This window comes from Sulfuricurvum sp. (assembly GCF_022759005.1).
GTDB lineage: Bacteria > Campylobacterota > Campylobacteria > Campylobacterales > Sulfurimonadaceae > Sulfuricurvum.
Genome location: NZ_JAEMQA010000025.1, coordinates 1 through 14,271 on the forward strand (window position 1 = coordinate 1; position 14,271 = coordinate 14,271).

Genomic DNA, 14,271 nt, shown 5'->3' on the forward strand with positions numbered 1-14,271 from the left:
CCATTGTCAGCCACAAGCGCCTCGGGTATCAATTTCGCTAAATACCGTACCCTCAAAAGCTTTTTAATCCTCTATGGAGTGATGTCGGTTCTGATTCTGACATTACTGGGAGTCCTCTACTATCAATACGCCAAAACACTGATGCTCTCATCTCATCGGTTGGCAATGCAGCTCGAATCGGAAAGCTACGTCCCAAAGCTCAGTGATTGGCTCGAACAGGATCGTAACCTATCTACTTTTCCCAAAGATTTAGCCTATAAAACTGCCCTTTACGGCTACGATAAAAAAGCGATCGTCTCTCGGCTGCACACCCGTGAGATCAATTTTAATGAGAATATCTACCTCTATAACAATCATATTTATCTCGTTATCCCCCTCGCACCGTATGATATGGGGGATTTTTATCTCATCTTTGAAACCAAAGATGACGGGCTGTGGAGACAGCAAGCCCTTGAAATCACCCTCGTATTCGGAGCGGTTTTATTTTTGATCCTTGCAGGGGTCGGATTTTTTCTCTCTCGTCTGATTCTCCGTCCGATGAACGAAGCGATCACGTTACTCGACGACTTTATCAAAGATACGACCCATGAGCTGAACACCCCCGTCAGTGCGATTCTCACCAATATCGAAGCACTCCATGAGGGAGAATTGCCTCCATCGGTGGAGAAAAAACTCCGCCGAATCGAAATCGCTTCACGCACCATCTCGACACTCTATGATGATCTCACCTACCTCATCCTCAATCACGATGTAGCGGTACACAATACCCCGCTCAACCTTTCGCATCTCATTCATGAGCGGCTGGAGTATTTTCGCCACCGAATCGAGCAAAAAAAGATTAGCCTCGAATTGACTATCGATACCGATGTCATTCTCATCATCGATCGAACCAAAGCAACCCGCATTGTGGATAACCTCCTCTCCAATGCCATCAAATACAATCAGATGAACGGCACGATCTCCATCACCCTTCACAATACTCTATTGTGCGTCCGCGATAACGGGATCGGTATCCCCTCTGAGATGATTGATCGAGTATTTGAACGTTATACACGCGCCGATAAAAGTGTTGGGGGATTTGGGATAGGATTGAACATTGTCGCGATGATCGCCAAAGAGTACCATCTAAACATTACGATCGAATCGAAAGAGAAAGTGGGGACGAAGATATGCGTGGAGTGGGAATAATCCCTTGTGTACGCAGAGGAGAATGACAGAAACAAAATTGGGTTGGCTGCGACGGCTCGCAGCAGCTAAAAGAGTTTACTTGAGACCCGCAACGTAATCGGCAAGGGCTTTCATATCGCCATCGCTCAATGAAGCAGTTTGCCCTTTCATAATGGCACCCATCCCTTTGGTGTTACGGGTTCCCGATTTGTACCCTTTGAGGGCATCAAGCGTTTTTGCCGAACTCCATCCGGCGATCACTTCGGATTTTCCCAAAGCCGCTTTCTCTGCTTTCGCACCATGACACGCCGCACATTTTTGAAACAAAGCACCGCCATCCGCAGCGCTCAACATCGCAGTAAGTCCTAAAATCGCTATCAACGTTTTCATTTTTTATCCTTTTAATTTCTTTTTGACGCCATCGGAATACATCCCGATAGCTACGCTAACGCTGAGTTCTCTTCAGCAGAGAGCTCACGCGCAGCATGCCGCGCTTTTATACACCTAATTAACCGCAACTCGGTACATTGCCCGAATCGCTGCCGTATTGTTTGGCGAAATCGCCCACCTCTTGAAGCTTATCCTTCATCTCCGGATTGGTGAGAACCGGTAACGCATTCGGAAACCGTTTGCCGTACTCCTCGATGAACCCTTTGGCATCATTTGCAAACAGATCTTCCCATTCGCCTACCGTATGTTCGGCTGCGAATTTCGTTCCGTTCATGTTGAACTTCGCTTTGAAGTTTTTCAAATAGACTTTTTGACCCGATGCCGCATCCGCTGAAGCGATAGACGCGCTCAACGCACTGATGAGCAATAAGGAAAGTAACTTTTTCATAATTCAACTCCTTTTGAAAGAGTTTCTCTTTAGAGATTCTCTTTGGATAAAAGCAGTTTAAAAAAAGATTGTGAATCGATTGTGGAGGATTATTGGAGGTTTTCGAGACGGTCAATCAATAGATTGATTTGTTTCTCTTGCTCATACAGCGCGAAACTTTTACGGACATACGCTTGAAGGAGAAGTTTAAGATCATTATTCCCCTCAAAAGCAAAATCCTGCTTCATTTGCTGGGTTAAAAATCGGGCAAAATCGTCCTCGACATCAATGTCATAGCGTTTGGCATTGATAGTGAGGGATACTTTGGTTTTCATCCAAGAAGACTTTCAATTTTCGCTACGATCGCTTCAATTTCGGCATCTTTGGCAGCTAAATCATCGTTGAGCATTTTGATCTCTTCGTCTTTAGATGCAAGTGCACCGTGCAAACGCTGGATTTCAGCATCTTTGCTCTCTTCGTTTTCGCGCATGGAAGCGCTTTCAATGCGAAGGGATTCAAGCTCTTCTTTGAGTGCGACTTGTTTTTCAAGCAAATCGTTAATGAGGGTTGTCAGTTTTTCGAGTGGAGTGGGATTGAATAGCATCATAAACCTTGGCAGATAGAGTCTTTGTCGTAATTTTATCACAGAAGAGAAACAATTCATTCGTATGTGCAGGATTTCAGTATGGAACCCTCTGCCTGCGGTGTGTTAAAAATGGATAATCCGCTATAATTTCGCATCTATTTTTGAGGGTCTCTTTTGCCGATTTTTAAAGTCCATACCCCCTATCAGCCAGCAGGGGACCAACCCGTCGCTATCGATACCCTCTCCTCGGCTATCAAGCGCGGTGAACGCTACGTCGCATTAGAAGGGGTGACAGGTTCGGGTAAAACCATGACGATGGCGCGGGTGATCGAGCAGGTGCAACTGCCGACCATCATCATGACCCACAACAAAACCCTCGCGGCACAACTCTACAGCGAGTTCAAAAGTTTCTTTCCCGAAAACCATGTCGAGTACTTCATCAGCTACTACGACTATTATCAGCCCGAAGCGTATATCCCGCGCCAAGATCTCTTTATCGAAAAAGACAGCTCTATCAACGACGAGCTGGAGCGGCTAAGACTCTCCGCTACGGCTAATCTTCTCAGCTACGATGATGTTATCGTCGTTGCCTCGGTATCTGCAAACTACGGGCTTGGAGATCCGCAAGAGTATGAAAAAATGGTACAGGTCTTTGCGCTGGGTGATGAGATGAACCAAAAAAGGCTCCTCCTACGTCTGGTCGAGATGGGGTATGCCCGAAACGATGGCTATTTTGACGGAGGACATTTTCGAGTAAACGGCGAAGTGGTCGATATCTTCCCGCCATATTGGCAAGATCAGGCACTGCGGATCGAGTTTTTTGGCGATGAGATCGAACGCATCGCGATATTTGATCCCCTCAATAATTCGGTTATAGAGAACATCAAAACCTTCACCCTCTATGCCACCAGCCAGTTTGCCGTAGGACAAGAGAAACTCTCCCGTGCTATCAAACGGATCGAGGACGAGTTGGGGGAACGGCTAGCCGAACTCAATAAGCAAGGTAAAATTGTCGAAGCACAGCGGCTTAAACAGCGATGCGAATTTGATTTGGAGATGCTCCAAGCGACAGGGATGTGCAAAGGGATCGAAAACTATTCGCGCCATCTCACCGACAAAAAGCCCGGGGAAGCCCCCTATACCCTCCTTGATTATTTTGCCCTCCATCACGACAAATATCTCATCATCGTCGATGAAAGCCACGTGAGTCTTCCGCAGTTTCGAGGAATGTTTGCGGGGGATCGGAGTCGTAAAGAGGTGCTCGTCGAATACGGCTTCCGTCTGCCGAGCGCACTCGACAACCGTCCCCTGATGATCGATGAATTTATCGAAAAAGCGCCCCACTACATGTTCGTCTCCGCAACCCCTGCCGCGCAGGAGCTTGGACTCTCTACGACTCTGGCACACCAAATCATCCGTCCGACTGGTTTGCTCGATCCGCTCATCACGATCAAACCGATCAGCAATCAAGTCGAAGATCTCCACGACGAGATTAAAAAAACGGTAGCCCTCGGCGACCGTGTCCTCGTCACTGTCCTCACCAAAAAAATGGCCGAAGCCCTCACAAAATATCTCGCCGATTTGGGGGTCAAAGTGCAGTACATGCACTCCGAAATCGATGCCATCGAGCGTAACCAGATCATTCGCGGTCTGCGGGTCGGAGATTTCGATGTGTTAATCGGGATCAACCTCTTGCGAGAGGGGCTGGATTTACCCGAAGTAAGTCTCGTTGCGATCCTCGATGCCGACAAAGAAGGCTTTCTCCGTTCCGAAACCTCTCTGATCCAAACCATCGGGCGGGCGGCGCGTAACGAACACGGACGCGTTCTCCTCTATGCCGATAAAATCACCGGATCAATGGAGCGTGCGATCAAAACGACGACTGAGCGCCGTGCGGCGCAAGATGCTTTCAACCAAACGCACGGAATCATCCCGACGACAACGAAACGCTCTTTGGACGAAAATCTCAAACTCGAAGATCCTGCCGAATTGTACAATCGTTCCAAAAAAGCGAAAACATTACCGGCAGCGGAGCGGAAAAAACTGATCGAAGAGCTGAACATCAAAATGAGAGAAGCGGCCAAAAAACTCGAATTTGAAGAAGCGGCAAGGCTGCGCGATGAAATCGCAAAAATACGAAAACTTTAAAAGGACTTTTTTATATGGATGATATGCTCAAAAACCTCGCAACGTACGGTTATATTGTTTTATTTCTCTACTCGCTGGGAGGCGGTTTCGTCGCCCTTTTGGGAGCGGGAGTACTTAGTTTTATGGGAAAAATGGATCTCTCCCTCTCCATCGCTATCGCTTTTGCGGCAAACTTTATCGGCGATTCGCTGATGTTTTACCTCTCCCGTTATCACAAACGTGAAATGATGGAGTATTTCAAAAAGCACCGCCGAAAACTGGCATTTTCCCATCTCTTGCTCAAACGCAACGGTTCTTGGATTATTGTCGTCAAAAAATTCATCTACGGACTCAAAACACTGGTTACCCTTGCCATCGGTTTAACCAAGTACGATTTTTGGAAATTCAGCGCGTATAACGCACTCGGTGCGGCAATTTGGGCAGTTGTTGTCGGAGGGGGAAGCTATGTTTTTGGAGGGGCATTGATCAAAGCGTATGATTTGATTGCCGCAAAACCGTATCTCGCGCCTGTAACGCTTGTCGTTGTCGGCGGAGCTACATGGTTGTATCTCTCCTCCGCCACAAAGAAGAAAAATTAAAACAGCAGTTTTTCTGCCGTTTTCGGTGCCTCTTGTTCTGTAGCATCCGGAGCCGCTGACGTATCGGTATACGATTCGCTCGCGTTGCCATCACCGCGTGGTCCAAGATAAACTCCCGGCGGCACATCGAATGTTCGCTTCGTATTTGGATAAATACGCAGTAGATCTTCATAAAAATATTTGAATACCGGTCCGGCAGCCCGTCCACCCGTTTCACTTCGTCTCATAGGGGTATTGTTGTCATTTCCGAACCATACGATCGTTTCAACAGTCGGTGAATACCCCGCAAACCAAGCATCGACGTTGTCATTGGTCGTCCCTGTTTTACCCGCAATCTCTATCCCGCTAACACGAGCCGTTGTCCCCGTTCCGTACATAACGACGTCTTTGAGAATCGAAGTCATAAGGTAAATTTGCTGCGGCGTATTCACCTGACGGCTTTTATTTTGATACTGGATGGTCTCTCCCGTCGGCGTAATAACCTGACGAATCAACATCGGATTGGTCAACGCACCGCCGCTGGCGAACATCGTATAATATTTTGCTAAATCAATGGGTGAAATCGATATCGTTCCGAGCGCAATCGACAAATCCGGTGGGAGTTTTTCGGTAATCCCGTAACGGCGAAGCCCCTCAACGATTTTACCGAATCCCATATCGCTCACCATATTGATCGTCGCAAGGTTACGAGAATGGGTCAGAGCATCACGGATGGTGACCATCCCTTTGTACTCATTTTTGTAGTTCTTAGGGGTCCATGTTTTCTCTTCGCCGTTATCCCCCGAATAGGTGTAAGTTCGGGCAATATCGGGAACCATGGACGACGGAGACATACCGCTATCCAGAGCAACTTGGTACAAGAACGGTTTAAATGCTGATCCCGGCTGGCGTTTTGCCTGTGTTACGCGGTTGTACGGACTGAGTGAATAATCGTATCCGCCGACCATCGCCAAAATCTCTCCGCTGCGCGGGTCAAGACTGATCAGGGCACCGTTGAGCTGACGTTGCATATTCTCATCCAAGTCACCCGCTTCCTGAGCCCGTTTTAGGATCTCTTCACGCCCTGATTGAAGCGCTTTATAGCCTGCTTCCTGAAGGCGCATGTCGATAGTTGTGTAGATTTTGTACCCGCCGCTGCGAATATCAGGAAACGCATCGCTCAACTGACGCATAACCTCATCGATAATGTAGGGCCCTGAGTTTTGACTAAGGGTATCATTATAGACTTTCGGTCGCTCTTGGATCGATTTTTCATAGGTTGCCTGATCGATCCATCCGAGCTCATACATACGACCAATGACACGGTTCGCGCGCCCCAGTGAGAGTTCATAGTTTTTGGTCGGAGCATAAAAGTTCGGTGCTTTCGGAAGCCCCACCAGCATCGCCATCTCTTTGAGGGTCAACTCCTTGAGCGGTTTTCGGAAATATCCGTCCGCAGCCGTTTTGACGCCGTAATAGCCGTGACCGAGATAGATCTCATTGAAATAGCGCTCTAAAATTTGTTCTTTTGAGAGTTCTTGCTCAATACGAATCGCATACAGCACCTCTTTGAACTTACGGGAAAATTTCTTTTCACGGTTCAAAAGGGTATTTTTGACCAACTGCTGCGTGATCGTACTCGCCCCTTCTTTGAGTTTTCCGGCGGTTAAGTCTTTGAGGATTGCACGCAAAATAGCATCGGGGTTAACTCCGCTGTGTTCGAAGAAGGTTGTATCTTCGATCGCCAACAACGCTTCGATCAAACGCGGCGGAATGTTTTCATACGAGACATAATAACGGTGCTCATCACTGAAAAGGTTGGCGATTTTATTCCCATTACGGTCGTACACTTCGGTCGTCAAGCGGGGCTGATATTTGATCAGCTTTTGGGTTTCGTATTCAAAAGAATAAATCAGATATCCCAAAAATCCGATCGGAACCATAATGGCGATACTCAAGCCAATAAGCAGATATTTTTTCATTTTAGACCTTGTCGGTACTTCATCATGGAGGTTATTGATCAATTTCTAAATCCTCGAGTTTTAAATTCGGCGTTTATCAACGCTTGGGTATATTCTTCTTTCGGGTGAGCAATCACATCTGCCATTAACCCCTCTTCAACTACAGAACCGTTCCGCAATACACAAATATCCTCACACAGTTCGGATGCGACACTCATATCGTGGGTCACAAACAACATTTTAAAATCCATCGATTTTTGCAATGCTTTTAGCAATGTGATCATAGTCTCTTTTGAGGTTGGATCAAGTGCCGTAGTAGGCTCATCCAGTAGCAAAAGCTTCGGATGTGATCCTAAAGCAATCGCCACAACAACGCGCTGCAACTGCCCACCTGAGAGTTCAGGAGGAAACCGCTCCAGCAACGATACGTCCAAGTCGAGCATCGTAAAAAGCGCTTCGCATCGATCACGTCCCAAAAATATCTGATCTTTGATACGGGTCAACGGTGAAAGCGCCGTAAACGGATTTTGAGGAACAAGAGAGACGGTGTCGCCCCGTTTCCACTCAAAATCGGATCGTTTTTCAAGACGCATCTCCAACGGTGGGTCCAACAAACCCAGCAATGCTTTGAGACTCAAAGATTTACCGCTTCCGCTTTCCCCAACCAATGCCAATGAATGTCGAATTTCGAATGAAATATCAACCAATACCGTATCGAAATGTCCGATTCTAAGCCGATCGATATGGATAGAGTTCATGACGCTATTTTACCCAAATCTGTGTTAAACGCTCACATACATCACGCAAAACCTTTTCATCCATCATAACCCGCGCGATAAGGCGTATAATCGCTTTTTTAACCGTCGGCTGGCGGATTGCGCCGACATGGATTCCCATCTCGTTTTTTAGGATCTCTTGAAGCCGTATCACGTCACGGTTGTCGCCGATTTCAACAGGGACAATCAATCCCGCACACTCGATCCCCAGTGTCTCATAAACGATGTGTTGACGAGATCGGATCGCTTCACGCAAACTCTGCGTATGGGTTTGAATGTACTCCAACGCATGATGTGCCAATGCCGTGTCATATAGCGACGGTGCGGTCGCATAGATCACATTTTTTGCGCGGTTGATCAGATAATGGCTGATATGCGCCGATGAAAGGACATACGCACCGAAACTTCCGTACGCTTTTCCGAGCGTCCCCATTTTGACCATCAGCGGTGTCGGAGCGATCGCATAATAATCGAGTATCCCCATCAGGTGCTCTCCGATTACGCCGCTGCTGTGTGCTTCATCCAATATCAAAATACTCTCATACGCCATGGCAAGTTCAATGATCTCGCGGCTCACCCGATCTCCCCCCATCGAGTAGATCCCCTCTACCGCTACGATGACACGTTTGCCGCTAAAACGCTCCAACTCCTGTTGCAACGCCGCAGCATCGTTGTGCAGGAAAAAAATCACTTCCCCTTCACACATTCGAGCACCCGCGATACCGCTGGCATGGTACTCTTCGTCCATGAGTAACACATCCCCTTTGCGTACCAGCGCTTCGATGAGACCGATATTGGCGTTAAACCCGCTCCCCATGACGATTGAAGCTTCAAAGCCGTTCGCTTTGCATAACGCCTCTTCAAACGCCGCATGGATGGGATGGTAGCCATTGACCAGCATGGAAGCTTTAGGAGCGTGATCGGCATATCGAGAGAGGGTTTCACACGCTTTTCGGTGCAGCTGCGGATTTTCCGCCAATCCCAAATAATCGTTTGATGCGGCATCGATCAAGGCATCATCGCGTATATGGCGTTCACGGTAACGACCGGAACGCTGTAGCGCTTTGAGTTCGGATTCGTACGGGTGGTTCATCATAAAAACCGCTTTAGCACTTCGGTACACAGTCCCATCGCGGTACTCTCAAACCCGCGTACTTCACGGATGTAGGGTTTGCAAAACCCCTCCACCATACACGCTCCCGCTTTGCCTCGCCACTCACCGCTTTGCATATAGCGATCAATATCTGAGGGTTCAAAAGGGTTGAAAAAATAGCGGGTAATGGAAATATCACACAGTTCAAGACGGGGAGTTTTGTAGATCATGCAGGTAATAATATCGGTTTCGGAACCGCTTTGGGTCGCCAAAATAGCCCGAGCCTCCGCTTCGTCTTTGGCTTTGCGCAAAATTTTTCCCTGAGCTGTTACGACCGTATCAGCAACGAGCAGCGGATAATCTGCACATCCAAATTTCTCAAAATTGACTCGGTATTTTCCCAGTGTCGCTTGATAGACAAAGTTTTTGGGAGAGGTTGCAACGATGGAGTCTTCATCGTAGTCGATAGACTCTTGGATAAAAGGGATACCGGCCACTCGAAGAAGCTCGGCACGGGTGATTGAGGAGGACGCTAAGCGTATCATAGCTTAATATGCGTTTCGGAGTACCACACCGATAAAGATAGCGGTTACGCCGAGGGCAATATTGACAGGTACCATAGTTTTGGCGATCAAACCAAGAGCTTCTTTCGCCTCTTCCAAATTGCCTTCATGCAACGCTAATTCTGCTTTACGGCGACGAAACATCATTGCTGCGAGATTGAGCGTCATGATGAGCCAAATCGCCTCTTTGATATGGACGGTATTGTAAACGCTCATCGCGTATTCATCGATGACATGACCGGTTGCATCCATCGCTGCCGCACGGAATCCGAGTCCTACCGCCATCAATACGGCTGTAATAATGAGGGTTAAGACAAACGGAGTCACCAAGGCAAAAAGACGTTTGAGTGTATGCGCGGCACGCTCCAAACGGATTTTCGGATCGGCAATCATCGAGAGCGACTGATGTGCCGCAAAGCGGATGGCAATCATCCCTCCGACCCATATAACCGCACTGATGATGTGTAAAAATACGATCAAGGTACGGTGGTGAGCAAACGTTTCGATCAAAAATTCTTTCATTTTGAGAGCTCCTGTGTCACATATGCCAATGCCGATTCTTTGGCTTCAGAGAGTTTGCTGGCATCTTTTCCGCCTGCTTGGGCAAAATCACTCCGTCCGCCGCCGCCGCCTCCGAGGATCGGTGCAACTGCTTTGATCCAATCGCCCGCTTTGACGCTCGTATTTTTCGCCCCTGCCGCAATAAGAACTTTATCGTCTTTGACTTGGAACAAAATCACCGCAACCGAATCGTGCTGATTTTTCAACTCATCGATCCGTTCTTTGATGTCTCCCACCCCGAGTTCTGCGACTACAACCGCTGTTGAGCCGATCATCGACACGGCAAGCTCTTCTTTTGCCGACGATGCCAATGTATTTATTTCATGCTTGAGCGTTTTCACCTGCTCTTTGAGTCGCTCGATACCCGCCAAAACGTCGCGGTTTTTCACCGACGCTTCGACCGATTCCAAGAGGTGACGCTGCTGTTTAAAGAGATTGTATGCCGCATTACCGCACACCGCTTCGATACGGCGTACACCTGCGCTCACTCCGCTCTCTTTGACGATGACGAATGTTCCGATGGTTGCAGTGTTATCGACGTGGATACCGCCGCAAAACTCGACCGATGCCGTACCGAAATTGACAACACGAACCGTATCGCCGTATTTCTCACCGAATTGCGCTTTTGCACCGCATTTTTTTGCCTCATCGATACTCATCTCCCGAGTCATCCCCTCCAGTGCGTGGAAGATGTGATGATTGACCCGCTCTTCGACAAGAGCGATCTCCTCTGTACTCATCGCTTTTGGGTGGGAGAAGTCAAAGCGGAGGCGATTGTGCTCCACCAACGATCCCGCTTGAGCGATATGATCTCCCAAAATCTCATACAACGCCGCATGGAGCAAGTGAGTCGCGGAGTGATGTTTGGCGATCTCGTTACGCTCTGGATCGACGATTGCATCGACCGTTTCACCGACACTCAAAGTCGCTTTAGTTTCGATGTGAGAAAGGTTCAAACCGTGGAACTTTTTGGTATCCAAAACTGCCGCTTTGTCTCCGAGTTTTCCGGTATCGCCGCATTGTCCCCCGCTCTCCGCATAAAACGGAGTCTCTTCGAGAAGCACCCATCCGCGTTGAGAGGCATGGAGTTGATCAACCCGCTCAAAGCTCTCGGAGAGAAGTGAGAGAATTTTCACCGGTGCCTTGGTATATCCATATCCGATGAAAGTATTAACCCCGAACGTCTCCAAAAGGGCTTTGAAATCCCCCTCGACGTGAGCGTCTCCCGAACCTCTCCATGCCGCTTTCGCACGGGCGCGTTGTTCGCCCATCAACGCTTCAAATTTCTCAACATCGAGGCTCATATTCTTCTCACGAAGCATATCTTCGGTCAAATCGAGCGGGAATCCGAACGTATCGTAGAGTTTAAACGCCACTTCGCCGCTGAACACCTCTTTGGTATTTTCAAGCTCTTCATTGAACAACTCGATTCCCGATGCGATCGTTTTAAAGAACCGCTCCTCTTCGAGCATCATTTGCTCTTTGAGCACCGCCAGTTTTTCCACGATATACGGGTATTGTTTCCCCATCACTTCCGCAACGGTATCGGCAACTTCATACATAAACGGTTTAGTAAATCCGAGCAAATATCCGTGACGTACCGCACGGCGTAAAATACGGCGAAGAACGTATCCGCGACCTTCGTTCGAGAAGTTTGTCCCCTGTGCAAGCAAGAAGGTGACGGTGCGGATATGATCGGCGATAACACGGTACGAAGCACCGCTCGCATACACGTACGGTTTGCCGATCAGTGCTTCGACTTTACGGATAATCGGCATAAAGAGGCTGCTGTCGTAGTTACTGGTCACCCCTTCGAGTACCGCAGTAGCACGTTCCAACCCCATCCCCGTATCAATCGATGGTTTCGGCAACGGAATCAACGGACCATCTTTCACTTTTTTCTCATACTGCATGAAAACGAGATTCCAGATCTCCAAAAAACGGTCTCCGTCTCCCCCCATGTAGTCCTCAGGACCGTTAAACGCTTCCGCACCCTGATCGATGAAGATCTCCGAACACGGTCCACACGGTCCGGTATCCCCCATTTGCCAGAAATTGTCCTTATCGCCAAGACGCATGATGCGATCAGCGGCAATATGTTTTTTCCAGATTGCTTCGGCTTCATCATCAGACTCATGGACGGTTACCCACAGCTTTTCTTTAGGAAGCTTCATTACTTCGGTCACAAATTCCCACGCATAAGCAATCGCCTCCTCTTTGAAATAATCGCCGAAACTGAAGTTTCCGAGCATCTCAAAAAACGTATGGTGACGCGCCGTATGACCGACATTCTCCAAGTCATTGTGTTTACCGCCGGCGCGGATACAGGTCTGTGCACTGGTCGCACGCGGGTTGGCAGGGATCGGAATATCGCCCGTAAAGATCGACTTAAACGGAACCATCCCCGCATTGGTGAAAAGGAGGGTTGCATCATCAGGGACGAGGGGGGAACTCGGAACCCGTGCGTGTTGTTTTGATTCAAAAAAGGCTAAAAAAGCTTCGCGGACATCCATCATGGTTTACTCACCGTTAGTAAAAATTGCGCGATTATAGCGAAGATGGGTTTAAATAATGTAGAAAATCCCATCAGCATCCTTGAAAGCGACACGCGATGGCAGAAGTGCCAAAAGTCGCGTCAGCGATTTGCTGATGGGATTGAGGTTTTTTGCCTACTTTTTTGACGGAACAAAAAAGTAGCTAATCTTTTCACAAAAAGTTGACATAAAAGTATAGAAATGATACTATTTTTATATCTAAAATACAAAAGAAGTGAGAACCTCATCGTGACCTTTGAGTATGATCCTGATAAAAGTAGCTCCAACCTACACAAGCACGGCATCGACTTTGAAAGAGCACAGTTATTATGGGGTGATCCTAATGCGCTGGAAATCAGAGCGAAAAGTGATAGCGAAAGCCGATATGCGCTTATCGGCAAGATCGAAGAGAAAATTTGGATCGCGTTTTATACCTATCGCGGTGATAGTGTTCGGCTGATTTCGGTACGTCGAACGAGAGAAAATGAAAAAAGGATTTATGATGAAAGCTGAAGAATTAGACGCCCTATTTGACTCAGGCGAAGATATAAGTGAGCATCTCGATCTCACCACTGCCAAACGGATCGGCACACAACCGAAAAAAGTAAATGTCGATTTTCCCGAATGGATAGTTAATGCACTCGACATCGAAGCTAAAAAGATCGGGGTGACACGCCAATCGATTATCAAGGTTTGGATTGCTGAACGGTTAAAAGAGGAACAGGCGCATAAGGCGAGCTAAAATATTAATTTCTTTGTGGAATAAAAGGAATACACTTTATGTATGATAGCTGGTTGTTTAAAAAAGCATTACTTCTCTTTTTTGCTATTCCAATAATTTTGCTCATTACTATTTTTATTTTTGCTTTATCAATAGTAATAGTAGGAAATGTATACGATATTTTAAATCCTCTGTTAGTTGGAACGGATGATTTTGGACTGCCAATATTTACGTTGGCTTGGAGTGCAGTTATTACTGTGATCTCTCTCCCCATTACTACGTTTTTTGTAGTTAAAAAAATGAGGAAAGATTTCGACCAATCGGTTAAGTTACGAAAACGCTCGATTTAGAGCGCTAAACATCGCTTTAATCGAAGCGACAGTAATATCGTTATCGCATCCGACACCGAAAAATTTCTCCAAACTCTCCGTCTGAATCTCGATGTAGGCAACCGCTTCGGCACTGGAAAGCTCTCCTCGTGAGTGCTCGCTGTACGAGAGGATTTTGAATCCGTGAGAATACTCTTTCATTAAGGCATTTTTACACGCATCAATCGGACCGTTCCCCTCCCCTTCACTACGGATCAGCTTGCCGTTATGGGTGTATTCCAACACACATTTCGCCAAATGACCCTTGGCACTCTCTGAGATCACCGAGTAATCGATAAACTCAATGTCATGTGGCTCACCAAAATAGGTTCTTTCAAAAATCTCCAAAATCTCTTCGCTGGTAAGTTCGCGTCCCGCTTCATCGGTAACGTGCTGAACGATACGTCCGATTTCAGGGT

Annotated in this window: 17 protein-coding genes; 6 read left to right on the forward strand and 11 right to left on the reverse strand. The window is 47.5% G+C overall.

Annotated elements, in window-relative coordinates; all coding sequences use genetic code 11:
- A partial coding sequence (locus JHC35_RS01140) for a HAMP domain-containing sensor histidine kinase (protein WP_295041541.1) occupies positions 1–1,188 on the forward strand: 1,188 nt, incomplete at its 5' end.
- A 75-nt stretch (positions 1,189–1,263) separates the two neighbouring features.
- Here the strand turns inward: JHC35_RS01140 and JHC35_RS01145 are convergent.
- The 4 genes from JHC35_RS01145 to JHC35_RS01160 all read right to left on the reverse strand — a co-directional run bounded on the left by JHC35_RS01145 (position 1,264) and on the right by JHC35_RS01160 (position 2,588).
- Complete coding sequence (locus JHC35_RS01145) at positions 1,264–1,557, reverse strand: c-type cytochrome (RefSeq protein ID WP_295041542.1); 294 nt, start codon at positions 1,555–1,557, stop codon at positions 1,264–1,266.
- 118 nt (positions 1,558–1,675) lie between these two features.
- The gene (locus JHC35_RS01150) at positions 1,676–2,005 is read right to left on the reverse strand and encodes a hypothetical protein (protein ID WP_295041543.1); all 330 of its coding nucleotides are present in this window, start codon (positions 2,003–2,005) and stop codon (positions 1,676–1,678) included.
- Between the two features lie 89 nt (positions 2,006–2,094).
- Positions 2,095–2,319, reverse strand: a complete 225-nt coding sequence (locus JHC35_RS01155; protein ID WP_295041544.1) for a hypothetical protein — start codon at positions 2,317–2,319, stop codon at positions 2,095–2,097.
- Positions 2,316–2,588 carry a hypothetical protein gene (locus JHC35_RS01160; protein WP_295041545.1) on the reverse strand — a complete coding sequence of 91 codons (273 nt, stop codon included), beginning with the start codon at positions 2,586–2,588 and terminating at the stop codon, positions 2,316–2,318. Before JHC35_RS01160 ends, JHC35_RS01155 begins: the two co-directional genes overlap by 4 nt.
- A 156-nt stretch (positions 2,589–2,744) precedes the next feature.
- On the opposite strand from JHC35_RS01160, the gene uvrB reads away from it, so the two are divergent.
- A complete protein-coding gene (gene uvrB / locus JHC35_RS01165; protein WP_295041546.1) occupies positions 2,745–4,718 on the forward strand; it encodes an excinuclease ABC subunit UvrB in 1,974 nt (657 codons plus the stop codon).
- A 14-nt stretch (positions 4,719–4,732) separates the two neighbouring features.
- On the forward strand, positions 4,733–5,296 hold the full coding sequence (locus tag JHC35_RS01170; protein WP_295041547.1) for a DedA family protein: 564 nt from the start codon (positions 4,733–4,735) through the stop codon (positions 5,294–5,296).
- On the opposite strand, the gene JHC35_RS01175 is transcribed toward JHC35_RS01170, so the two are convergent.
- The 6 genes from JHC35_RS01175 to alaS are packed head-to-tail and all read right to left on the reverse strand — an operon-like array spanning position 5,293 to position 12,742.
- On the reverse strand, positions 5,293–7,257 hold the full coding sequence (locus tag JHC35_RS01175; protein ID WP_295041548.1) for a PBP1A family penicillin-binding protein: 1,965 nt from the start codon (positions 7,255–7,257) through the stop codon (positions 5,293–5,295). The genes JHC35_RS01170 and JHC35_RS01175 overlap by 4 nt on opposite strands.
- Before the next feature lie 38 nt (positions 7,258–7,295).
- Positions 7,296–7,994 carry an ATP-binding cassette domain-containing protein gene (locus JHC35_RS01180; RefSeq protein WP_295041549.1) on the reverse strand — a complete coding sequence of 233 codons (699 nt, stop codon included), beginning with the start codon at positions 7,992–7,994 and terminating at the stop codon, positions 7,296–7,298.
- Positions 7,995–7,998: 4 nt separating this feature from the next.
- Complete coding sequence (locus tag JHC35_RS01185) at positions 7,999–9,108, reverse strand: pyridoxal phosphate-dependent aminotransferase family protein (RefSeq protein WP_295041550.1); 1,110 nt, start codon at positions 9,106–9,108, stop codon at positions 7,999–8,001.
- Entirely contained in the window at positions 9,105–9,650 is a 546-nt protein-coding gene (gene maf / locus JHC35_RS01190; protein WP_295041551.1) for a septum formation inhibitor Maf, read from the reverse strand. The genes JHC35_RS01185 and maf overlap by 4 nt, the downstream gene beginning before the upstream one ends.
- Positions 9,651–9,653: 3 nt before the next feature.
- On the reverse strand, positions 9,654–10,190 hold the full coding sequence (locus JHC35_RS01195; protein ID WP_295041552.1) for a hypothetical protein: 537 nt from the start codon (positions 10,188–10,190) through the stop codon (positions 9,654–9,656).
- A complete protein-coding gene (gene alaS / locus JHC35_RS01200; RefSeq protein ID WP_295041557.1) occupies positions 10,187–12,742 on the reverse strand; it encodes an alanine--tRNA ligase in 2,556 nt (851 codons plus the stop codon). Before alaS ends, JHC35_RS01195 begins: the two co-directional genes overlap by 4 nt.
- Positions 12,743–12,964: 222 nt before the next feature.
- Here alaS and JHC35_RS01205 point away from each other — a divergent pair, with 222 nt between their 5' ends.
- The 3 genes from JHC35_RS01205 to JHC35_RS01215 are packed head-to-tail and all read left to right on the forward strand — an operon-like array spanning position 12,965 to position 13,834.
- Positions 12,965–13,276, forward strand: coding sequence for a BrnT family toxin (locus JHC35_RS01205; RefSeq protein ID WP_295041553.1), 312 nt, complete (start codon positions 12,965–12,967; stop codon positions 13,274–13,276).
- Positions 13,266–13,505 carry a CopG family transcriptional regulator gene (locus tag JHC35_RS01210; RefSeq protein WP_295041554.1) on the forward strand — a complete coding sequence of 80 codons (240 nt, stop codon included), beginning with the start codon at positions 13,266–13,268 and terminating at the stop codon, positions 13,503–13,505. The genes JHC35_RS01205 and JHC35_RS01210 overlap by 11 nt, the downstream gene beginning before the upstream one ends.
- A 38-nt stretch (positions 13,506–13,543) precedes the next feature.
- Entirely contained in the window at positions 13,544–13,834 is a 291-nt protein-coding gene (locus JHC35_RS01215) for a hypothetical protein (protein ID WP_295041555.1), read from the forward strand.
- Here JHC35_RS01215 and JHC35_RS01220 read toward each other — a convergent pair.
- The coding region (locus JHC35_RS01220; protein ID WP_295041556.1) for an alpha-isopropylmalate synthase regulatory domain-containing protein at positions 13,814–14,271 on the reverse strand (458 nt) is incomplete at its 5' end. The two genes, JHC35_RS01215 and JHC35_RS01220, sit on opposite strands and share 21 nt — an antisense overlap.

What these genes read in the sequence shown, in the direction of transcription:
- JHC35_RS01205 (WP_295041553.1), top strand. Translation starts at nt 12,965, where the DNA reads ATGATACTATTTTTATATCTAAAATACAAAAGAAGTGAGAACCTCATC.
- JHC35_RS01145 (WP_295041542.1), bottom strand. Translation starts at nt 1,557, where the DNA reads ATGAAAACGTTGATAGCGATTTTAGGACTTACTGCGATGTTGAGCGCT.
- maf (WP_295041551.1), bottom strand. Translation starts at nt 9,650, where the DNA reads ATGATACGCTTAGCGTCCTCCTCAATCACCCGTGCCGAGCTTCTTCGA.
- JHC35_RS01210 (WP_295041554.1), top strand. Translation starts at nt 13,266, where the DNA reads ATGAAAGCTGAAGAATTAGACGCCCTATTTGACTCAGGCGAAGATATA.
- JHC35_RS01175 (WP_295041548.1), bottom strand. Translation starts at nt 7,257, where the DNA reads ATGAAAAAATATCTGCTTATTGGCTTGAGTATCGCCATTATGGTTCCG.
- JHC35_RS01185 (WP_295041550.1), bottom strand. Translation starts at nt 9,108, where the DNA reads ATGATGAACCACCCGTACGAATCCGAACTCAAAGCGCTACAGCGTTCC.
- JHC35_RS01195 (WP_295041552.1), bottom strand. Translation starts at nt 10,190, where the DNA reads ATGAAAGAATTTTTGATCGAAACGTTTGCTCACCACCGTACCTTGATC.
- JHC35_RS01180 (WP_295041549.1), bottom strand. Translation starts at nt 7,994, where the DNA reads ATGAACTCTATCCATATCGATCGGCTTAGAATCGGACATTTCGATACG.
- alaS (WP_295041557.1), bottom strand. Translation starts at nt 12,742, where the DNA reads ATGGATGTCCGCGAAGCTTTTTTAGCCTTTTTTGAATCAAAACAACAC.
- JHC35_RS01160 (WP_295041545.1), bottom strand. Translation starts at nt 2,588, where the DNA reads ATGCTATTCAATCCCACTCCACTCGAAAAACTGACAACCCTCATTAAC.
- JHC35_RS01150 (WP_295041543.1), bottom strand. Translation starts at nt 2,005, where the DNA reads ATGAAAAAGTTACTTTCCTTATTGCTCATCAGTGCGTTGAGCGCGTCT.
- JHC35_RS01215 (WP_295041555.1), top strand. Translation starts at nt 13,544, where the DNA reads ATGTATGATAGCTGGTTGTTTAAAAAAGCATTACTTCTCTTTTTTGCT.
- JHC35_RS01170 (WP_295041547.1), top strand. Translation starts at nt 4,733, where the DNA reads ATGGATGATATGCTCAAAAACCTCGCAACGTACGGTTATATTGTTTTA.
- JHC35_RS01155 (WP_295041544.1), bottom strand. Translation starts at nt 2,319, where the DNA reads ATGAAAACCAAAGTATCCCTCACTATCAATGCCAAACGCTATGACATT.